The sequence below is a fragment of the Aliterella atlantica CENA595 genome (assembly GCF_000952155.1).
Lineage (GTDB): Bacteria > Cyanobacteriota > Cyanobacteriia > Cyanobacteriales > Chroococcidiopsidaceae > Aliterella > Aliterella atlantica.
In genome coordinates, this window is record NZ_JYON01000032.1 from 18627 (window position 1) to 38459 (window position 19833).

Consider the following 19833-nt stretch of genomic DNA (forward strand, 5'->3'; position numbering starts at 1 on the left):
TTAAATACAAAATACTAAATCTATCTATATATATATCTTCTTAACTTCTTTATATGTAATATGCAGTTGAATTTTAAATTTGCAAAATAGCTATATAGATATTAAATAGGATAAAAACAAAAAAGTTTGGATAGAGTATTTATTATCTAGAAACGGTAAGGAAAAAGAGCATGGTGAAATCTAATTTGCTACTTAGAAGTTTAGTACCACTGTACGCGCTGGCGTTAGTTTTGGGTATGCAAACACAAACTGCTGCCGAGAAAATTGCTCAAACGATCGCTCCACAAAACAATTTGACTCCAGAGATTGCACCTGCCCAAAATATACCTATTTATCAGCAGCAGCCACCTACAAATATCACGCAGACAACAAATTTAGTCCTTAAGTTGAGCGATCGCCGCGTTTATTTATATCGGGACAATATACTAGCAACAAGTTATCCAGTTGCTATCGGTAAAGCTGGTTGGGAGACACCAGTAGGCAAATACAAAGTTATAGAAATGCAACGCGATCCTTCCTGGCAACATCCCTGGACGGGTAAAATAATTCCTCCTGGTGCAGATAATCCTTTAGGAGCAAGATGGATCGGGTTTTGGACAGATGGAAAAAACTTTATCGGGTTTCATGGTACTCCGCAAGAAAAGCTCATAGGACAAGCAGTTTCACATGGTTGCGTGCGGATGCGAAATAAAGACATTTTATCTTTATACGCTCAGGTAGATATTGGTACGCCCGTAACTGTAACGCCGTGATCCCCCTAACCCCCTTGTCCCTTCTTCGCCTTTAACCTTTTTAGTCTAAAATGTCTTGGCAGACATTCGCGAAAACGCTCTTGACGTGCAAAACGCATGAATCAACAACAACTGAACAATGCTTTTACTCTCTTTTTAAGCTTGCTCGTTGAGGCAATGCCATTTTTGCTACTGGGGGTTTTGTTCTCTGGTTTGCTCCTGTTATTTGTCGACGAACGCCAATTGATGGCGAAAATGCCTAAAAACCCGTTACTAGGGGCATTAATGGGTAGTTCTATTGGTTTTTTATTTCCGGTGTGCGAATGCGGTAACGTACCTGTAGCGAGACGGTTGCTAATGCAGGGCGTACCAGCACCAGTAGCAGTAGGATTTTTACTAGCAGCACCAACAATTAACCCGATTGTAATTTGGGCAACTTGGACGGCTTTTCGCGATCAGCCAGAAATTGTCGTTCTGCGCGTGATATTTTCTTTAGCGATCGCAACTATTGTCGGATGGGTATTTAGCGCTCAAGCTGACTTAAGCCAAATCTTACAACCTGCGACCTCAAGAAGTTGGAAAGCAAGCCAAGTCAAGCCCGAACCAAAAGCATCTCTACCAGAAAAAGAAGATTCTCTACCAACTTTATTGCAGTCAGGAACGTATTTACTCGCTGGTGCTGGTCAACCTGTACGCATGGATGCTACGGTACTGCAAGCAGATTTAGCTGCAACTTCTCCTGCTAAACCTCTAACTTATAAGTTGCGTCTATTGTTAGACAACACAGTTCAGGAATTGCGCGAATTAGGGGCTGTATTAGTAATTGGTAGCGCGATCGCTGCTTTTATTCAAGTTGCTGTCCCGCGTGAGTTTATCCTTGGTTTGGGTGGTAGTCCAATTACATCAATTGTTGCCATGATGGTACTGGCGGCAGTTGTATCGATTTGTTCTACTGTAGATTCTTTTTTCGCTCTTTCTTTTGCTTCTACTTTTACTAGCGGTTCTTTGTTAGCTTTTTTGGTTTTTGGACCGATGATCGATCTCAAGGGTGTAGGTTTGATGCTATCTATATTCAAACCTAAAGCTATATTCTACTTGTTTGCTTTAGCTGCACAATTAACGTTTTTATTTACTTTAATTGTCAATTTGTACGTTATTTGAAAATCTGGCTTATTGTTCGTTCTGGCGGTTAGACGTAGCAGTGCTACGTCTCTACATTGTTTGATTACCTTTTATGAAACTGAAAACTAAACTACTACCTTGGCTCGATGTACTGGCGATCGCCGCTTGGGGTATTTTGATGCTGAAATACTGGCATACTGGCAAATTGAACTTACTCATTCACCGCGATTACTTTTGGCTGGTAATTGCTGGGGGTATTGGGTTAACAATTGTTAGCAGCTTAAAGGCGTTGGAATTATTGCGTCGGCGTACTACCATACCCGATCCCCAGCACGTAACTTTATTTCCACCTGGTTTAAGTAGCGCTTTACTGCTAGCAACAGCAATTTTAGGTTTGACAGTGACACCCCGCGTATTTGCTAGCGAAACTGCGCTGCAACGCGGCGTAACTGATTTTTTGCAGTCAACGCGATCTCAACCTCAAGCTTTTCGCGCCTCAGTCCGCCCTGAAGAACGCAGTCTTATCGACTGGGTACGTACTCTCAATGTTTACCCCGAACCTGACGCATATACTGGGCAAAAAGTCAAGGTTCAAGGCTTTGCAATCCATCCTTCAGAACTACCGCAGGATTATATTTTGCTGTCGCGGTTTGTAATTACTTGCTGTGCAGCTGATGCATATCCGGTAGGATTGCCAGTTAAACTTAGCCAAAACCGTCAGGCATACCCGCCCGATGCTTGGTTAGAAGTGGAAGGGACAATGATTACAGAGAACTTGCAAAACAAGCGCCAATTAACAATTCAAGCAAATTCTCTCAAACCTATTCCACAGCCGAAGAATCCTTACGATTATTGATCGCGTTGTTGTGCAGGTAATGATTCTAGGGTCACAGCTACTTGCGACGACTTTTGACCGCGTTGAATAGTTAGTTGCAGTTGACTGCCTACTGCAGCGCGTTCTACTAGCTGCTGTACTTGTTCTGTTTTGGTTACAGGACTGTTGTTAATCGATTGAATTACATCTCCTGCTTGCAAGCCTGCATCGTCTGCTGGCGAATTAGGGACAATCCGAGTCAATAAAATTCCTTGGTTAGCAGCTACGCGAATACGACCGCGCGATTCTACTTCTAATTGTTCCCTAATTTCTGGTGTGAGCGTTACCATCTGCACGCCTAAATAGGAATGATCTACTTTGCCTTTGGTAATTAACTGTTGGGCAATTCCTTGGACTGTATTAATGGGAATAGCAAAACCCAAACCTTGAGCGCCGCTAATAATGGCTGTATTCATGCCGATAACTTCGCCACGAGCATTTAATAACGGTCCGCCAGAGTTACCAGGATTGATTGCTGTATCTGTTTGAATAAAGCCGACACGCTTATCTGCAACGCCAATAGCACTGCTAGAACGGTCTGTGGCGCTAATAATGCCTGCTGTGACTGTATTATCTAAACCTAAAGGATTGCCGATCGCAATTACCCATTCTCCAGGTTGCAGCACGCTGGAGTTGCCAATAGGGACAACTGGTAGCTCGCTCGCGTCAATTTTTATTACAGCCACGTCTGTAACTGGATCTTCCCCTACTACTTCCCCCCGAAAATCCCGCCCATCTTTGAGAGTAACGCTAACTGTATCCGCGCCATTTACGACGTGGGAATTGGTGAGAATTTGCCCATTGGCATTGATAATAAAGCCAGAGCCAGTACCGCGCTCTACGCGCCTTGCAGGTGGCGCAGAACCGAAAAATCGCCGCATTACCGGATCGTCAAATTCATCAGGTATTTGACTGCTAACAGTTCTAGCGGCATTAATTCTCACTACCGCAGGTCCTACTTTTTGCACAGCGGCAACTACAAAGTTAGGATCGGTAGGATTGGCGGGAATTGCTGCGGTGCGATCGCTTTGTGGAGAAATACTTAAAGGCTGAGGTGATGCTGGATTTTGACGACTTTGAGGTAACGAGCATCCACCTAATGACATTGCTAATCCAGCAAACAGGTATATTACTTGCCGATGGGATTTGCCAATTCTAGAGTTATTTTTCTGGCTGTTATGGTTCTTCAAAATACTTACAGCCTGGTTTGGGAGCGGAAAATTGCGATCGCTTGTCCTCATCTGTCTTTTTTTCTCTATCAAATTAAGTTGGTGGGTAGTAATATGCTCTGTTAATGAGTTAGCAGCTACTTATAAGCATACAAGTATAAAAATACTTAGTCCGGTTCCGTATTGTATTGCTTTGCCAATCTCATATTTCTATTTTTGCTAAATTGGTTGCTTGCTCGTATTTTTTAATTGTGACAGTTAACAGCAGAGGTGGTTAAAGGTGGAACTTACGCTTGAGACTCTTTGGAGTCAGGTACTAGAACGCTTACAAGTACAGTTGAGCAGACCTACCTTTGAAACTTGGATTAAAACTGCTAGTGCTAAACAGTTGGAGGATAATTGTTTGGTAATTTGCACGCCTAACCCTTTTGCTCGTAACTGGTTGCAAAAGTATTATGTCAAAACGATCGCCGATGTAGTCCAAGATATCATTGGTTGTCCTGTTGAAATTCAAATTACGGTTGCTAATGGTGAAGGGGTAACTCAATTTAGAGAAACCGAAGTTGCCGAACCTGAATTGATGCCGCAAAATTTATCGCATACGCATTCTAGACCTACAGAATTGAATCTTAAATATGTATTTTCTCGATTTGTTGTCGGTGCAAATAGCCGTATGGCTCATGCAGCTTCGCTAGCAGTTGCCGAATCGCCAGGACGCGAGTTTAATCCTTTGTTTCTATGCGGTGGTGTAGGATTGGGGAAAACTCATTTAATGCAAGCGATCGGACATTATCGCTGGGAAATTTGCCCCGATTCTAAAATATTTTATGTCTCTACAGAAAAGTTTACTAACGATCTAATTGCCTCGATTCGCAACAATAGTACGCAAAGCTTCCGCGAACATTATCGCGCTGCAGATGTGCTGTTGGTAGATGATATTCAATTTATTGAGGGTAAAGAATCTACTCAAGAAGAGTTTTTCCATACTTTCAATACTTTACATGAGGCTGGCAAGCAAGTTGTCATTGCTAGCGATCGCTTACCCAACCAAATCCCGCGTTTGCAAGAGCGGTTATGTTCGCGCTTTTCGATGGGTTTGATTGCTGATATTCAATCGCCTGATTTGGAAACTCGGATGGCAATTCTGCAAAAGAAAGCCGAATATGAAAATATGCGCTTGCCTAGAGATGTGATTGAGTATATTGCTTGCAATTACACATCTAATATTAGAGAGCTAGAGGGAGCTTTGATTCGGGCTGTTGCTTATATTTCGATTTCCGGATTGCCAATGACAGTAGAAAATCTCGCGCCTGTATTGCATCCTGTGGGAGAAAAACTTGATTCTTCGCCAGAAATAATCTTAAAGGCGATCGCCGAGCAGTTTGATATTTCGATTGAGGAGCTTAAAGGTGCTTCGCGGCGGCGAGAAATTAGTTGGGCAAGGCAAATAGGAATGTATTTGATGCGGCAACATACTAAACTGAGCTTGCCGAGAATTGGCGAAGAATTTGGCGGCAAAGACCATACTACTGTGATGTACAGTTGCGACAAAATTGCCCAAATGTCTACCACCGATCCGCATCTAGGTCAAACTTTACGACAGTTGAGCGATCGGATTAATTTGGCGACTCGTTCTTGAAACTTATCTCTAACTTAACCAACGTATAAAAAATTATTAATCTAAATGCCTTGTGGAAAAACCACTTTTTTTTGGGGAAAACTTGGGTAAAACTCTGTGGAAAACTCGTCTTTTTGCAGGGAAAACTTGACTAAGTATAATTACTCTGTGGAAAACTTAAGGTTTTTTCCACAAGTTTTCCACAGGCAGCTACGCTCTTGAGAGTGCTTGCAGAGCAGAAAACAGGATCTTTTCCACAGTTTCCACAGCCCCTACTACTACTAATTAAAAATATTATTTAGATAGTAATAGTCTATATGCAGTAATTGATATTTAGTACATATATACTATACACTATAGATGCTAGGATATTTTTCTCAACCAAATTGGATTTGTAGCATTGCTGGGTTAGCAATAACTTAGCAGTGTGGGAATAAGCCACAAAACAGTTAAATTATTAGCTTAGAGAAGTTGCCAAGTTTTCACACGCTCTTACAGGGAATTCAACATCAATGAAATTAGTTTGCAATCAAACTGACCTAAACGCTCATCTCTCCCTCGTAAGTCGTGCCGTACCTTCACGCCCGACGCATCCAATTTTGGCAAACGTGTTGTTGATAGCAAACGCGCAAACACAGCAATTAAGTTTGACAGCTTTTGATTTGAGTTTGGGGATAAAAACAAGCTTTAATGCAGAAGTAGAAGTCGGCGGAGAAATTGCCCTACCAGCTAAATTGATGGGCGATATTGTTTCGCGTCTCCCTGCAGGAGAAATCAGGCTAGAACAAACGCAAGAGGGGGCTTTAGGGGTTAGCCTTATTTCTGCCTCTGGGCGCTACCAAGTGCGCGGTATGGAAGTAGATGAATTTCCCGAATTACCAGTAATTGAAGAGGGAGAGGCTATATATCTACCAGTAGAAGCCTTAATGGATGGGCTGCGCTCTGCTTTATTTGCAACCAGTAGCGATGATACCAAGCAAATTCTTACAGGGTTGCATTTGACAGTTAAGCAAGACTCCTTAGAATTTGCGGCTACTGACGGACACCGATTGGCGGTAGTAGAAACTACTAATACTGGCGATGCGGCTGCGGGGCTAGAGGTAACAGTACCAGCGCGATCGCTGCGCGAATTAGAACGGATGTTAGGGATAGGCGATGCTACCGAGCCATTAGCAATGCATCAAGGGCAAGGGCAGATTATATTTGAGTGGGCAGAGCAACGCTTAACTAGCAGAATATTGGAAGGACAATATCCAGCTTATCGGCAATTAATTCCCCGCCAATTTGAGCGCCAAATTACTCTAGAGCGCAAGCAGCTACTAAGTGCTTTGGAGAGAATTGCTGTGATGGCAGACCAGAAGAACAATATTGTCAAATTTAGTATTGACAGCTTAAATGAAGAATTGTCTTTATCTGTAGAAGCTCAAGACGTTGGTAGTGGGAGAGAATCAATCAAAGCGCAAATATCTGGAGAAGATTTAGATTTTGCTTTTAATATTAAGTATCTGATGGATGGGTTGAAAGCTTTACCTACCAATGAAATTACAATGGAAGTAAATACAGCTACTAGCCCGATTATTTTGACACCCTTGGGTAGCTTGAAAATGACATATTTGATTATGCCCGTACAAATTCGCACTTAAGAGTTAATTAGGGATAATTGTTAGGATTGTCAAACAGCAATCCTTGTGCGATCGCTACATTACCCAAGCGGTTATCCGCAGACAGAAAAACTAATTGCATTTGTTGTGTAATAGATAAAGTCAAATTGAGCCTCGTTCTTCAATAATTATCTCTGATAGGGGCTTACCAGAATATTGCCCAAGCCTTTGCGCTAGTTCCCGACAGGCTTCTTCGGAAACTGGTTCGATATCATCACGACGAGAAGGAGGAGTGACTATACCTGCTGCTACTAGAGACTGAATTACCTCTTCGATTGACGAAGCCGTTTCATCAGTTAAAACTTGTAAAACTTGAATCAGTACAGTTTGCCCATCTTTTAGTGGTAAAGGATCTTCAGGGTGCAGTACGCCATTAGAGTAGACAGCCGTGATAGTTTTTGACATAGTTAGCGCAGTTTTGAAGTTGAACTTGACTATAGCGTAACAAAGTGGGTACGTTGACTTGCAACGTGCCTATGGGAGAGGCGATCGCACTATACAGCGATGAATTACAATTAACAGCAACAAATTTAGGCTGAGGTAATTCAGATAGAAGCAAGAACAAAAGCAGCATTAGAGCAAGCCTATGTTGCTCTACAAGAAATTGTTGCTAATCTTTATGTAGAGGCAGAACAAGCTGTTATGGAAGATAACTTTGCAGATGCAAGCTTGCTGCAAAGTCAGGCTGATAATTTGTATCAAGTAGCTGAAAACTTAGGATTTTTAATTGCAGAGGTTGACCAATGAACGAGATTCAAGCACAAATTAGAGCTAAATCTGCTCAAGCTTCACAACTCAGCCAAGAAGCAACAATTGCCTTTAGAGCTAAGAACTTTGCTACTGGTAAGCGTCTGATGGCACAAGCAGTAGCAGCATCCATTGATTGTCAACGGTTAATCCAGGAATACACTCAGCAACAAGCAACGGCAAAGTAGTTCTTGAAAGTAACAAAGTAGAGTTCTTTGCCAGAGCAACGTTACAGGAGAGGCGATCGCACTACGCAACAAAATCCTTGCTTATTATCCTTGGTAGTAGCTTCGCATTTATTTCCTCATAGGTGAATCATCAAGGTGTTGGTTTTCTCTCCTCAACCCAACTACAGGAAAGAATTGCTAATATTTTTGTCTCAATTTCATGTCTTACTTCTTGGAGATAGTCATGCCCTGTGTCTATATAGGGAATTAGTTGAAAATTGGCTTCTATCTTTTGTAAAAAATAAGTAACTAATTCAGGTTTTCGGGTATTTAGTACATACCAGTATATACTTTTCAGTGATTGATAAAGGTCGTCTCTCTGCTGCAACTTCTCAATCGATACATTACGAGAATTAGATAGACAGTTAACAAATATACAAGCTGTGGCTCTACTAAAAAGAGTTTTCAAATTTATATCTACATTGGGTTCAGCCGCCTTCACGAAATGAGTAACTAAACAATAACCTTGTATGGCTTGTTGATAAGATATGACGTTTTCATGTACGCTTGATATTCCTTGTGCAATGTAAGCTCTAACCTTCTCTCCAGACGCTCCGCGTAATCTCTTGCCCAGGCTATCAATATATAAACCATCTCGATCCCTAAAAGCCGTGCGACTCCAAAACACTGGAGATCTGTAATCACGCTCTATATTACCAAAATGTAACTTCTTACAGTAATGAGATTGATCGTTGATTAGAATCTTGACATGGAGCTTTTTATTATTTCTATCGAACAATAGTGCCGTACCTGTTATAAAAGCTAGGTTAAAAGCTGGAAATAAACTTTCAGCAAATTCATAGTGAGAATATCCAGCCATGTAAGTTATGAAATTACTTTCAGCTTCAGAAAATTCTCTTCTACCTATAAGTGCTTTCCTCAGTAACTCAGTATTTGGTTTTCTACACTGATTTACAATTTCTGTAAACTTATCATTCACAGTCTTTTACCTCATTTAAATATTAATACATTGATGTAATGTATTAATATTAATACAGAGGCAGTAAAGATAATTTATGCATAAAATTTAATAAGAATGTAGGGTGCTTTGCTCCAGCAGCGCACCCTAAAATATATGCGATCGCACTTCAATATAAAAATGGTAATAGTACGGTTAAAACTGCGATCGCCAGAGGCAGTCTAAAGCAAGAAACAGGATGAATTACTGATGGAGAGCATTAAGATATATCAACGAGTTGGGCAAGATGGTATTCTTCATCTTGATATTCCTGTTGGATTAAGCGATCGCGATATAGAAGTAGTGGTAATTTACCAGCCTATTGAGTCATCAACTGCTGCTGCGCCATCCTTAGAAGCCTTCTATGGAATTTGTGCCGATGACCCTATAATTCTGGACGATAGAGTGTAGGGTATGTTGCTGGAGCAACGCACCCTACGAAAACTAAACGTTGACAGGCTCAGAGAAGCGAATTTTTAGATAATCTTCCTCCATTTTTGCCCCTGTAGGCTGCAATGCTGCTAAAGCTTGCGGCAAAACTAAATTACGGCGATGATTGCCGATTGTAATGTTAAGTTCGTCGCCTGTTTTGCTCAGGTTTACTTGATTTTTGGGAATTCCAGGTAAATAGAGTTGCAAGCTGTATTGATTGTTTTCTTGCACTACTTTTAAGGTTGTTTCTTTGTAATAAACTTGGGTAGGATCTTCATCTTTGTACAAAGTATCCTTCAATCGCTCTAAAGCTGCTAATCCACACATTTCCTCAGAATATAAAGGAACTTCTTTGACTGGTAGCGGATGGAAGTTTTCGTGAATTTCTTGGCGGTGTTCCTCTTGATTTTCCTTCCAGCGCTTGAAGAATGGATCTTGAACTTCGGCGGGGATAATTCTATTAGCTACAACTAAATCGGTTGCTACGTTATACAAACTCAGATATGCATGAGCGCGGAGAGATTCTTTGATCACCATTTTTTCTGGATTGGTGACTAGACGCACTGATGTTTGAGTATTGTCTGTCAATACTTTCTCTAATGCCTCAATCTGCTCGTAAAATTCATAAGGCGCGTCCATTACTTCCTTATTGGGTAAGGAAAAACCAGCAATGGGTTTGAAAAATGGCTCTACTAGCGGTCTTAGGGCTACCGATATATTTTGTAAGGGTTTGTAGAAACGGCGCATATACCAGCCGCTCACTTCTGGCAAACTCAAAAGTCGCAAAGCTGTACCTGTAGGCGCTGAATCAATAATTAATACGTCAAATTCGCCTTCGTCGTAGTGGCGTTTCATCCGTACTAAACCAAATATCTCATCCATTCCTGGCAAAATAGCGAGTTCTTCAGCTTGTACGCCGTCTAAACCACGAGCTTGCAATACTTGGGTGATATAGCGCTTTACTGCTCCCCAATTGCCTTCTAATTCCATTAATGCGTCTAATTCGGCTCCCCACAAATTGGGGCGTACTTGTTGGGCATTGTGTCCTAGTTCTAGGTCAAAACTATCTGCTAAGGAATGAGCAGGATCGGTACTTAAAACTAGCGTGCGATAGCCAAGTTCGGCACAACGCAGCCCTGTCGCCGCAGCTACAGAGGTTTTTCCGACTCCCCCTTTACCTGTCATGAGGATTACGCGCATAGATAGTTTTGTCCTGTATGAGAATTTGTAATATTTATTTACTTTACCAAGTTTGCGAAAATGCGATCGCTATCCTTAGTTATGAATCAACACTTAAAAACCCGCCTAATCGCGGGTTAGAAAAGCAATTCTATTGCTTGCGGGGGAAAAAATGTTGTTTCAAGACATCAAGACGCGAACAATTCCAGTAATCTACATGAGAATTAATTAATCCGTCTTGGTTGACTTTCATTTCGCTCCAGCCTGGAACAGCAATGCGCGGTTTCCAGGGTAAGGGAGTATTCCAGCTTAAAGTCCATTGCATTTTGATCGTATCCCCTTGGCGGGAAATATCATGCAAATCCATCTTTACCGCAATGAATAAGGTATCGATTAACTTAATCATTGTTTTGTACTTATTTATGCCGCGAAATTTATTCATTGGGTCTTGAAAAAAAATATCTTGGGCATAAATGCTGTAGGTTTGATCGGCTGGAAAGTGCTGGTAATCTTGCTTGAGAATGCTAACTAAATCCATAAAAGTTTCATTTTTGCGACCAGAGACGTTCTAACTGTTGCCGCCAAGCGGTTAGTGTTTGCTCGCGCGATTCTGGGCTTTGTTCGAGGTCGCCTAGTATACCTTCCTCATAAAAACGATCTAGAGTTTGCAATGTTGCTTCTAGAGTTTGCCCTTGTTGCTTGGCTGTTTGCACAATTTGACCGATGCGAGTTTCAACTAATTGATTGAATACCCCTGTTAATCCGGTTTGATGTAAAGATATCAAACGCGCGATCGCCTGTGCTAGATCGTTTTGCGTTAAACTCTCGCGACTGTGTTGGTAAACACCCCAAACTACACCCTGGTGTAAGGCATAGCGCACTTCTTGAGTTTCGTCAAAATTTGCTTCTAAAAATTGTTCCATAAATGGCTGCGCTACTTGAGCAGAAATAATTGGTAGCAATACTCGCAGCCAAGATTGATCTTCAGAGAGCAAAACCAATAGCCGAAAATTTGCGCTTTCTACCTGCCACGAACCAGGAGCGATCGTTGTTATTGCTGCTGGCTCAAATAATTGTACAAGCGTGCTGGCAACTTCTTGAGGTGTCATAAATTTGTGTGAGGAGCAACGAAGTAAAAGTTTTTAACCCTTTCTCGATCTTGTGCAAAAGGTCTACTACCTTAACTCTGCTATTGGGGTGAAATAGGTAATACTTACTGATGGTAATTAATTTTCACATTGCTTACTTGTATCGCGGGGTGGGTTTTTGACAGTGAGCAGTAATCAGTGACCAGTGACCAGTGGATTTATTGAAAAAGCTGTAAGTGTGCAGCGATTGTTTAAAATTTTAGTAGTTCGCACAGGCGTACTTTGTTTGGTAATCGCGAATTTTATTTGCCCTCCACTTTTGTTTTAAACAAGAAAAAATCCCTGGCGATCGCCAGGGACTCTAACTCAATTTATTACTTATACTTTAGGCGAACCACTCCGGTACAGCCTCTTCCTTAGTATTAGTATTGCGCGAAGGAGTCTCGCGGTTAAACTTCATTTGGATCGAGCGGGTTTGCTCTCCATCTACTGCAACAGCTTGAATTGGGTAATCAATTAAGCCGTCTTGGAATGACATTTGGAAGCGGAAAGTACCGTCGGGATTGAGCTTAATTGGACGACCGCCAATTGTTACCGTAGCATCTGGCTCAGTTGCACCGTAAACAATCAATTCAGCGTCAGCAACTAACCAGAACTGGCGCGGACGCATAGGAGCCATTGACGCAAAACCAGCACCAGACATTCCTACGCCAGACATCGTTAAGCCAGATGCGGTAGGAACTGCCCACATACCTACGCCAGAAGGGAAGACGTAGGAACTAATAGTTTGCTCGTGCATTGGTGCTTGCTGCATCGACCCGAATAGCGAACCTGCAACCCGTTGAGCTTCCGCACCTTGAGCCATACCAAAAATATCATCGTAAATTTGGTTGCCGTAAGCAGTACCTTGTTGACTGGCTGCCATTCCCATGCGTTTTGCTGGGGGTACGAGTTCGTACAAGGTTTTACCGCGTAAGTCTTCTTCAAAGTTGACGGTAATAAATTGGTCTTCAATCCAATCGCTGGGATATACAGGCGGAACGTGGACGGGAATAGAACGAGCTAAAACTAGCCAACGACCGTCAGGACAACGATAACCGATATCGACAACATAATCGCGATCGCTGACTGGAATTGGTAAATACCACTCCCGCGCTAGTTCGTCGCAAGGATATTCTTGAATGCTGTGGGGGCTTTGGTACTCGATATTAATATCAGTAACGTCATAAATCCGCAGAGCTAATTGTTGTCCGCCTTGACGGCGCATTTCTTCTTTATGCTCGTTGGGGATGTCCCAGTATGTGTAAGACCATTGCGGATCGCGGGGCATGAGGACAATTCTACTTTCGCCGTAACCTGCTGGCAAATCGGCTAAACCCTCGTCTACATCAGCTAGAGAACCACCAAGGCGATCTTCTTGACCTAATTCAAATTTTGCTGCTTCCACTGCTTCTTGTGCCTCCAGTGATTGGGTGGGGATGACAGGAACTTTCGTGCGCTGGACTTGTTGAATTGCCGCCAGCAGTTGCGATTTACGCATTCGGCTATAACGAGAGATGCTGCATTCGCTGGCAACTTTACGTAGTTGCCGCAGTGTCATCTCTTCTAATGGTGGGCGTTCTTTTGCCATGATGTGTTCTCCGATAGACAGTCGATCTTTTTCTTCGCGGCAAAAACTTCGTTTAACTAGCAAAAAGCATAGAACCGTAAGTTATGCAATTTTTACGCTGGAGTGATAGCGGTCTACGGTCTTACTTCAGTCTTGAGCCTAGTTAAACTTATTCGTTTGGTGGCTTGACTGGTCAAGAATGCTCGTAACAGCATTTCTTTGGGATCGCGGGGATCGCTTTGTTAATTAATATTTAGCTCGAAGTCATACTAGAGATCAAGGGGAGTCAGGGACGATTTCCAGGCTTTTTACGTGTTTATTAAGTTTTCGGGGATCGTAATGTTATGAAAATATGACATTTGCTCTTACTGTCAAGCAAAAATGTCAGGACTTATTGACTTAGTTTGTGGGATTGATAAGGCGATCGCATAAATTGCCAAGGGATGCCAATACAGTCTTGGCAAGGGTAAGATAAATAGCAAAAATGAATTATCTAGCGCACTTATTTTTAGCCAAAGATACGCCAGAATCCTTGATTGGCAATCTTTTAGGAGACTTTGCCAAAGGTTCAGTTAAGTTTTTATATACGGAGGAAATCAGAAAAGGTATTGAGTTGCATAGAAGTGTAGATACCTATACTGACTCCCATCCCATCTTTCGTGCTAGTAAGAGGTTAATTGCCCAGCCAAGACGTAAATTCTCTGGCATCCTGGTGGATGTATTCTACGACCATTTTCTAGCTAGACACTGGAGCGAATATTCAGACGTGGCTTTAGAAGCTTTTTCTAGTCACGTTTATAAAATATTGGTAGATAATCAAGCAATATTACCTACGTCGCTGCTGCAAATAATCCCCATGATGAAGGCTTATGACTTATTAGCCTCTTATCAAGAGATTGGGGGGATCGATAATGCTTTGAGAAGAATAGCAACTAGAATTAGGTGGCAAAATAATTTAGCAGATGGAATTGAAGATTTGATCGCCAACTACCAGCAACTTGAAGCTGACTTTTGTGCTTTCTTTCCAGAGTTGATAGACTACGCTCAAACCTACTGCTATCAAGCAGATAGACCTCTTGCATAAGTCTGTAATTCAAGAGACAAAGAGACAAAGGGACAAGGAGACAAGGGGACAAGGGGACAAGGGGAAGGAAATTGTGTTGCTAAGTTTGGGCGCGATCGCCTACTTTGGAAGAAGACGAATTTTAGGTTAGCGTTTCCGGTAATGGCAACACGACAGTAAATGTTGTTCCAAGTCCAATTTCGCTATTTACGCTAATTTGACCTTTATAAGCTTCTATACATCTTTTTACGATCGCAAGTCCTAAACCAGTGCCAGGAATTGTATCGGTATTTTCAGCGCGGGTAAATGGTTGAAACAGTTGCTTTTGGTACTCTTGGGGAATACCAATACCTGAATCTTGAATTTTAAAAGTTACTGCTGTTGCTTGAGCAGTTACCTCAAATTTAATTAAGCCACCTGCTGGCGAATACTTAATCGCGTTAGATAACAGATTAGTTAAGATATGCCTGAGCAAACTTTCGTCCCATGACTGTTTGGGAAACTCGCCAAAACTACTAAATATCAGTTGATGGCGATCGCTTATAGTCAATTGAAATTCGCTCACCAACTGACGGCAAAAAGGTTCTAATGAGAACTCAGTCGGATTGCATTGTAGTTTACCTACATCAGCTTTGCCAATTAAAATCACCTCTTCTAAGAGATTATTCATGTTAGCGATCGCCGAACGAATGAGTTGAAAGTGAGTAAGTTTCGTCTCATTGGTCAATCTATGACCGTTATATTCCAGCAAGCCAGTAGATAGCAAGATAGTTGTTAGGGGATTGCGAAAATCGTGAGATAGCATCGAGACAAATTCAGACGTTACCTGATTTGCTTCTTGCGCCTTGGCAAGTTCTACACTTCGTTCTTGAAACTGCACTTGCAACGCTTCGTTTGCCGATCGCAAGGATTCAGCCGCTTGTTTGCGTTCGATCGCATATAGGAGCGATCGTACCAATACTTCTGTATTTACTTGCCGTTTTACTAGGTAATCTTGCGCCCCCTGGCGTACTGCTTCAATTGCTAGTTCCTCATCGTTGGTATTTGTCAACACAACAATTGGCAGGCTAGGAGCTATTTTATTTAAGGGTGCTAGCGATGCTAATCCTTGACTATCGGGCAGTGTCAAATCTAGCAAGATGATATCAAAGGAACGCGATCGCAGTTGCTCTAAACCTGCTTGCAGCCTTTTAACGTGGGTAAGTCTAAACTGCTTGCTCTTAGCTGCTTGCAAAAACTCCTGTAGTAGTCTAGCTTCTGCCAAGCTATCCTCAATCAACAAAATTTCTGTTGATGCAGGCATAATCTTCTACTCCTGCTTCAAGCTGAGGGTAAAGTAACTGTTTTTAGCCAAAAATCTTCAATTCCCTTGACGATTGTAAATAATTGGCTGAGGTTGCGCGATTTTGTGATGTAGCAATTGACGTGCAACTCGTAGCTTTGAGAAATATCTTCTTCGTTACTAGAAGTTGTTAGCACTACTACAGGGATACTTTTGAGCTTGGGATCGGCTTTGATTTCTGCTAGAACTTCGCGCCCGTCTTTCCTGGGTAGATTTAAATCTAGCAAAATTAAGTCTGGGCGAGATGCATTGGCGTACTCGCCTTCTTGACGCAGGTAAGCCATAGCATCCATACCGTTTCTCACCACAATTACTTGGTGCGGTACGGTGCTATTTTTTAAGGCTTCTTCAATTAAGCGAATATCGGCTTTATTGTCCTCGACTAAGAATATTGTTTTGTGCTTTTCGTCCGTTTCTACGCTCAAGTTCGCGTCCCCCGACTGGAATCGTAAAGTAGAAAGTTGCGCCCTTATCCAGTTCTGATTCTACCCAGATTCTACCTCGGTGGCATTCTACAATTTTTTTACAAATTGCTAACCCCATACCCGTACCAGCGTATTCGTCGCGGGTATGCAGGCGTTGGAAAATCACAAAAATGCGATCGCTAAATTGTGGTTCAATCCCAATACCATTGTCTTTGACTGAAAATAGCCATGCATCTTCCAATCTAGAAGCACCGATATGGATTTGCGGCGGTTTGTCGCTGCGGAATTTGATCGCGTTACCAATCAAATTTTGAAATAGCTGCATCAATTGCGTATTGTCAGCTATTACCGTTGGTAATTCGTCGTGGGTGATTACCGCGCCAGTTTCTAAACTACGCCCGCGTAAATTGTTCAAAGCGCGGTTTAAAGCTGTTGCTGCGTCGGTTAGCTGAAATTCTACTCCCTGTAAGTCTACTTTAGAGTAGGCAAGTACATCATCAATCAGAGTTTGCATCAAGCTTACGCCCTCAACAGCAAAGTTGATGAATTCTTTAGCATCTTCTCCTAGTTGTTCTTGATAGCGCATTTCTAGTAGCTGTACGTAGTTTGCTACTTGATTGAGCGGTTCTTGCAAGTCATGGGATGCTACATAAGCAAACTTCTTCAATTCTGCGTTAGAGCGCTCTAAATCCTGCGCTAATTGAGCAAGTTCATCTGCTTGGCGCAAGACAATATTGACAATTGCTTTTCTTAGTTCTAAAGCTGCTTTAATTTCTACCTGCTTCCAAGGTAAAGAAGTTAAACTTACTGTTTCTTTCCACAGTTCAAAAGATTTACGCGGCGATAAACGAACGTTTCCATCTGTTTCGGTTGCAGCAAAAGCTTTATTTGGATCTCCACCCCAGTTAACAGTTTGGATGACTTCGGGACGAAACCACATGACATAATTGCGTTTAGATATTTGAATGGCTAACATCCCACTAGCAACATTTTTGAATCTCTCCGCATCTGGATAAATCTGTGGTAAAGAATCGGTATAAAATACTTCATCTTGGAGATTATTTTTCAACCATTGGACTAAGTAATTTAAGTCTTCTTCTTTGGGAGTTTCACCAATTTTCGTACAATTATCGCCAAAATAAACGGCTGCTCCTTGAGCGCTAGCTAGAGATAGAAGATTGGGCTGGTGTTTTACTAACCCATCAATAAAGTTTTCTGCCTGAGACATATATTCAACTAAAGCTGATTGAATATATGTAAGCTGCATCCGATAGTCGTAATCTTCTGTTTCTTCTCTGGTAGATATTTCTGCGAAGATTACTCTGCCTAAAAATTCGCAAGCTTTACGCAGTTCGTATGATACATATTTAGGCGATTGATGATGGCAAGCTATTAATCCCCATAATTTACCATCTTTAGTTAAGGAAATAGTTAAAGAAGCACCTACACCCATATTGTGTAAGTATTCTAAGTGACAACCTGAAGCGCTTCTGAGAATGGAAAAAGTTAAATCTAGAGGGCGTTGTGTAGTTGAATTAATTGCTGGTAAAATTTCTACAGATTGGGCATAAGCATCTGGTATTAGTCTGATCCAGTTGGAACTGAATAGTTTTCTGGCTGGTTTGGGAATATCTGATTCTGGATAATGCAAGCCTAGATATGGTTCCATGCTTGCTAGTTTTTGTTCAGCAATTACTGAACCATGTCCGTCTTCGTCAAATTTATACAGCATTACTCTGTCGAAGCCAGTAACTTTTCGTACTTCTTCCACAATAATTTGGCAGAAATCGCGTAAGTTTGATGTAGCTTGTAATTGATTGATAGATGCTCTAGCTAAGTGATAAAAACTCAAAAAGGGAATATTGTCTTGAGAAAGAGCAGGTTCTAATTCTAAAATTAGGAAGCCATCAGCGTTACGATGGAAGATACCATCAAATATTGAATATTCATCTCCTTTTTTTCTAATCCAAATTTTGGCAGGATTAATATATTCAAGATTTTCTTCTTTTAATCCTGACCTAATTTTTTCTACTTGAAATGGATCTAGTAAGTCCTCTAAGTTCTTTTGGAGAATTTCTGCTAAAGATATACCGAAAATATCTGCTGCATTGCTGCTAACTTGGACAATATTTAACTCAGGTTCTTGCAAAACAAGCAGTAAGCCATGCGGTTGAATTTGGCTAGAAATATGAATTGCCTTTTCTAAACTACTTAAATCGATGGCTGGTGCATTTAATTCGGTACTCATACATAATTCTCCTATTTTGTTTGGATCTCAAAAGTAGGTAGTTGATATTACAACTTCTATCTAGGTTTCAACACTACTTACATTGCGCTGCGATCGCATTCCCAAATTTGTCTGCATACTTTCTCGCTATCAGGGCTGTATCGAAATATTAGCGATCGCTTTCTACTTCTGTCTTGCTACTTATTTACAACTACCCTTCTTTCTGCTAGCGCTTCATATCTTATCACAACCATTACTGATAGGCTTTGTAAGTAAATGTTAAGCAATTGGTCAAAAGGTTTTATTGGTTTAATTGATTGATATTTAGCTAATTTCAATCATAATAAGCCTTTATACTGAATATGACTTCCTAATTAATAGGAAATTTTTACTACTTTATCGAGCAAAAATAGCGAAAAATGTAACGTTTTATCAATAATTTCTAACTGTTTTGCAAAGAAACTATTAAATATATACTAAAAAATGACGATAATTTAGAATTCGTTAAAAATATTTCCTGAAACTAAAAATTATAGTCTCAGCAGGCGCTCGCCTCTAATCCATAAGTGAAACAAGTCTTTTTGATAAGGAAATGTTAAGAAAAACGTAGTGAAACTTATTTAGCGTACAGCCACATAGCGATCCTAGAGTTTGCCTCCTGAGAATTTTGTTGATAATCGTCATTTACTTGCCGAGTTCTTCAAGAACTTTTAAGCTATGTGTAGGTAGATAAAACATTTTTGTAAATTCTGATTCAAATTGTAAATTTGGACAAGCAGCTTTCCAAACCTGACTTCATTCAGCAGCTAGCTTTATTGGCTATGGCGGCGCTGCTGACACTGGCTATTGTAATTTTTGGCATTCATCTGATTCAATTATCCGATCCTTATATAAAAAGCGTACTGACACTTCCAGGAGACTTAGTTCAAGGACAAGCAATATTTCAAATGAACTGCGCGGGTTGTCACGGCTTGCAAGCAGATGGTAGCGTAGGTCCTAGCTTGCAAGGAGTTTCCAAGCGCAAATCTCGTTATGGATTGATTCACCAAGTTACTAGCGGCGAAACTCCCCCCATGCCTCAGTTTCAGCCCAATGTTAAAGAAATGGCAGATTTGCTCAAATACTTAGAAACGTTGTAAAATTCGCTCTATGGTTTAATTGGGCGATCGCAGTGAAATCTACAAGGTATTCCTATAGCAAGCTGTTACTGTCAAGCATGACTCGCCCAAGAACTTGTAGAAATGGCAGTATTTAAGAGCGATATTGTCATTGGCTGCCATTCTGCCTCTAAACGTCAATTCACCGAATACGCTGTTAGTTAAAATATTTTCGCCTATTTTTAGTGCGATCGCCAATCTGGT

At 41.2% G+C, this 19833-nt stretch carries 19 protein-coding genes and 1 pseudogene; 10 read left to right on the forward strand and 10 right to left on the reverse strand.

What is annotated here, in order from left to right; genetic code table 11:
* Nucleotides 1-170 precede the first annotated feature (170 nt).
* The 3 genes from UH38_RS21290 to UH38_RS21300 all read left to right on the forward strand — a co-directional run bounded on the left by UH38_RS21290 (nucleotide 171) and on the right by UH38_RS21300 (nucleotide 2709).
* The gene (locus UH38_RS21290) at nucleotides 171-752 is read left to right on the forward strand and encodes a L,D-transpeptidase (RefSeq protein WP_045056707.1); all 582 of its coding nucleotides are present in this window, start codon (nucleotides 171-173) and stop codon (nucleotides 750-752) included.
* A gap of 96 nt (nucleotides 753-848) precedes the next feature.
* Nucleotides 849-1892 (forward strand): permease, encoded by a 1044-nt coding sequence (locus UH38_RS21295; RefSeq protein ID WP_045056708.1) that lies wholly within the window; start codon nucleotides 849-851, stop codon nucleotides 1890-1892.
* A gap of 73 nt (nucleotides 1893-1965) precedes the next feature.
* Nucleotides 1966-2709, forward strand: a complete 744-nt coding sequence (locus tag UH38_RS21300; RefSeq protein ID WP_045056709.1) for a TIGR03943 family putative permease subunit — start codon at nucleotides 1966-1968, stop codon at nucleotides 2707-2709.
* Here the strand turns inward: UH38_RS21300 and UH38_RS21305 are convergent.
* Nucleotides 2703-3968: an HhoA/HhoB/HtrA family serine endopeptidase gene (locus UH38_RS21305; protein ID WP_082065471.1), complete on the reverse strand. Its 1266-nt coding sequence runs from the start codon at nucleotides 3966-3968 to the stop codon at nucleotides 2703-2705. The genes UH38_RS21300 and UH38_RS21305 overlap by 7 nt on opposite strands.
* A 208-nt stretch (nucleotides 3969-4176) precedes the next feature.
* Here UH38_RS21305 and dnaA point away from each other — a divergent pair, with 208 nt between their 5' ends.
* Nucleotides 4177-5535 carry a chromosomal replication initiator protein DnaA gene (dnaA, locus tag UH38_RS21310; RefSeq protein WP_045056710.1) on the forward strand — a complete coding sequence of 453 codons (1359 nt, stop codon included), beginning with the start codon at nucleotides 4177-4179 and terminating at the stop codon, nucleotides 5533-5535.
* Between the two features lie 491 nt (nucleotides 5536-6026).
* Nucleotides 6027-7157: a DNA polymerase III subunit beta gene (dnaN, locus tag UH38_RS21315; protein ID WP_045056711.1), complete on the forward strand. Its 1131-nt coding sequence runs from the start codon at nucleotides 6027-6029 to the stop codon at nucleotides 7155-7157.
* Between the two features lie 120 nt (nucleotides 7158-7277).
* Here dnaN and UH38_RS21320 read toward each other — a convergent pair whose 3' ends face one another.
* On the reverse strand, nucleotides 7278-7580 hold the full coding sequence (locus UH38_RS21320; RefSeq protein ID WP_045056712.1) for an antitoxin family protein: 303 nt from the start codon (nucleotides 7578-7580) through the stop codon (nucleotides 7278-7280).
* 338 nt (nucleotides 7581-7918) lie between these two features.
* Here UH38_RS21320 and UH38_RS21325 point away from each other — a divergent pair, with 338 nt between their 5' ends.
* The gene (locus UH38_RS21325) at nucleotides 7919-8110 is read left to right on the forward strand and encodes a hypothetical protein (RefSeq protein ID WP_045056713.1); all 192 of its coding nucleotides are present in this window, start codon (nucleotides 7919-7921) and stop codon (nucleotides 8108-8110) included.
* Nucleotides 8111-8240: 130 nt separating this feature from the next.
* Here UH38_RS21325 and UH38_RS21330 read toward each other — a convergent pair whose 3' ends face one another.
* Nucleotides 8241-9089, reverse strand: coding sequence for a hypothetical protein (locus UH38_RS21330; protein ID WP_045056714.1), 849 nt, complete (start codon nucleotides 9087-9089; stop codon nucleotides 8241-8243).
* A 228-nt stretch (nucleotides 9090-9317) separates the two neighbouring features.
* Here UH38_RS21330 and UH38_RS21335 point away from each other — a divergent pair, with 228 nt between their 5' ends.
* Nucleotides 9318-9518 carry a hypothetical protein gene (locus tag UH38_RS21335; RefSeq protein ID WP_045056715.1) on the forward strand — a complete coding sequence of 67 codons (201 nt, stop codon included), beginning with the start codon at nucleotides 9318-9320 and terminating at the stop codon, nucleotides 9516-9518.
* A gap of 33 nt (nucleotides 9519-9551) precedes the next feature.
* On the opposite strand, the gene UH38_RS21340 is transcribed toward UH38_RS21335, so the two are convergent.
* From UH38_RS21340 to UH38_RS21355, 4 genes are all read right to left on the reverse strand, one after another.
* The gene (locus UH38_RS21340; protein WP_045056716.1) at nucleotides 9552-10739 is read right to left on the reverse strand and encodes a TRC40/GET3/ArsA family transport-energizing ATPase; all 1188 of its coding nucleotides are present in this window, start codon (nucleotides 10737-10739) and stop codon (nucleotides 9552-9554) included.
* A gap of 130 nt (nucleotides 10740-10869) precedes the next feature.
* Nucleotides 10870-11256, reverse strand: a complete 387-nt coding sequence (locus UH38_RS21345; RefSeq protein ID WP_045056717.1) for a DUF2358 domain-containing protein — start codon at nucleotides 11254-11256, stop codon at nucleotides 10870-10872.
* Nucleotides 11257-11263: 7 nt separating this feature from the next.
* Nucleotides 11264-11827: a hypothetical protein gene (locus UH38_RS21350; RefSeq protein WP_045056718.1), complete on the reverse strand. Its 564-nt coding sequence runs from the start codon at nucleotides 11825-11827 to the stop codon at nucleotides 11264-11266.
* Nucleotides 11828-12191: 364 nt separating this feature from the next.
* Nucleotides 12192-13436 (reverse strand): DUF4912 domain-containing protein, encoded by a 1245-nt coding sequence (locus UH38_RS21355; protein ID WP_045056719.1) that lies wholly within the window; start codon nucleotides 13434-13436, stop codon nucleotides 12192-12194.
* A gap of 463 nt (nucleotides 13437-13899) precedes the next feature.
* Between UH38_RS21355 and UH38_RS21360 the strand changes: the two genes are divergently transcribed.
* Nucleotides 13900-14499 (forward strand): acyl carrier protein phosphodiesterase, encoded by a 600-nt coding sequence (locus UH38_RS21360; RefSeq protein ID WP_045056720.1) that lies wholly within the window; start codon nucleotides 13900-13902, stop codon nucleotides 14497-14499.
* A gap of 121 nt (nucleotides 14500-14620) precedes the next feature.
* Here the strand turns inward: UH38_RS21360 and UH38_RS21365 are convergent, their stop codons facing one another.
* From UH38_RS21365 to UH38_RS21375, 3 genes are read right to left on the reverse strand one after another with little or no spacing between them, the layout of a single operon-like run.
* Nucleotides 14621-15781 (reverse strand): hybrid sensor histidine kinase/response regulator, encoded by a 1161-nt coding sequence (locus UH38_RS21365; RefSeq protein ID WP_200892560.1) that lies wholly within the window; start codon nucleotides 15779-15781, stop codon nucleotides 14621-14623.
* A gap of 17 nt (nucleotides 15782-15798) precedes the next feature.
* Nucleotides 15799-16245 (reverse strand): response regulator, encoded by a 447-nt coding sequence (locus tag UH38_RS21370; RefSeq protein WP_045056722.1) that lies wholly within the window; start codon nucleotides 16243-16245, stop codon nucleotides 15799-15801.
* Nucleotides 16190-18493: a sensor histidine kinase gene (locus UH38_RS21375; RefSeq protein ID WP_045056723.1), complete on the reverse strand. Its 2304-nt coding sequence runs from the start codon at nucleotides 18491-18493 to the stop codon at nucleotides 16190-16192. The genes UH38_RS21370 and UH38_RS21375 overlap by 56 nt, the downstream gene beginning before the upstream one ends.
* A gap of 746 nt (nucleotides 18494-19239) precedes the next feature.
* Here UH38_RS21375 and UH38_RS21380 point away from each other — a divergent pair.
* The gene (locus UH38_RS21380; RefSeq protein WP_045056724.1) at nucleotides 19240-19611 is read left to right on the forward strand and encodes a c-type cytochrome; all 372 of its coding nucleotides are present in this window, start codon (nucleotides 19240-19242) and stop codon (nucleotides 19609-19611) included.
* A 96-nt stretch (nucleotides 19612-19707) separates the two neighbouring features.
* Nucleotides 19708-19794 (forward strand): annotated as a pseudogene (locus UH38_RS28355) (element excision factor XisI family protein); the annotation flags it as partial.
* Nucleotides 19795-19833: the final 39 nt, after the last annotated feature.

What these genes read in the sequence shown, in the direction of transcription:
- UH38_RS21320 (WP_045056712.1), bottom strand. Translation starts at nt 7,580, where the DNA reads ATGTCAAAAACTATCACGGCTGTCTACTCTAATGGCGTACTGCACCCT.
- UH38_RS21350 (WP_045056718.1), bottom strand. Translation starts at nt 11,827, where the DNA reads ATGACACCTCAAGAAGTTGCCAGCACGCTTGTACAATTATTTGAGCCA.
- UH38_RS21335 (WP_045056715.1), top strand. Translation starts at nt 9,318, where the DNA reads ATGGAGAGCATTAAGATATATCAACGAGTTGGGCAAGATGGTATTCTT.
- UH38_RS21300 (WP_045056709.1), top strand. Translation starts at nt 1,966, where the DNA reads ATGAAACTGAAAACTAAACTACTACCTTGGCTCGATGTACTGGCGATC.
- UH38_RS21345 (WP_045056717.1), bottom strand. Translation starts at nt 11,256, where the DNA reads ATGGATTTAGTTAGCATTCTCAAGCAAGATTACCAGCACTTTCCAGCC.
- UH38_RS21355 (WP_045056719.1), bottom strand. Translation starts at nt 13,436, where the DNA reads ATGGCAAAAGAACGCCCACCATTAGAAGAGATGACACTGCGGCAACTA.
- UH38_RS21365 (WP_200892560.1), bottom strand. Translation starts at nt 15,781, where the DNA reads ATGCCTGCATCAACAGAAATTTTGTTGATTGAGGATAGCTTGGCAGAA.
- UH38_RS21375 (WP_045056723.1), bottom strand. Translation starts at nt 18,493, where the DNA reads ATGAGTACCGAATTAAATGCACCAGCCATCGATTTAAGTAGTTTAGAA.
- dnaN (WP_045056711.1), top strand. Translation starts at nt 6,027, where the DNA reads ATGAAATTAGTTTGCAATCAAACTGACCTAAACGCTCATCTCTCCCTC.
- UH38_RS21295 (WP_045056708.1), top strand. Translation starts at nt 849, where the DNA reads ATGAATCAACAACAACTGAACAATGCTTTTACTCTCTTTTTAAGCTTG.
- UH38_RS21290 (WP_045056707.1), top strand. Translation starts at nt 171, where the DNA reads ATGGTGAAATCTAATTTGCTACTTAGAAGTTTAGTACCACTGTACGCG.
- UH38_RS21360 (WP_045056720.1), top strand. Translation starts at nt 13,900, where the DNA reads ATGAATTATCTAGCGCACTTATTTTTAGCCAAAGATACGCCAGAATCC.
- UH38_RS21340 (WP_045056716.1), bottom strand. Translation starts at nt 10,739, where the DNA reads ATGCGCGTAATCCTCATGACAGGTAAAGGGGGAGTCGGAAAAACCTCT.
- UH38_RS21325 (WP_045056713.1), top strand. Translation starts at nt 7,919, where the DNA reads ATGAACGAGATTCAAGCACAAATTAGAGCTAAATCTGCTCAAGCTTCA.
- UH38_RS21305 (WP_082065471.1), bottom strand. Translation starts at nt 3,968, where the DNA reads ATGAGGACAAGCGATCGCAATTTTCCGCTCCCAAACCAGGCTGTAAGT.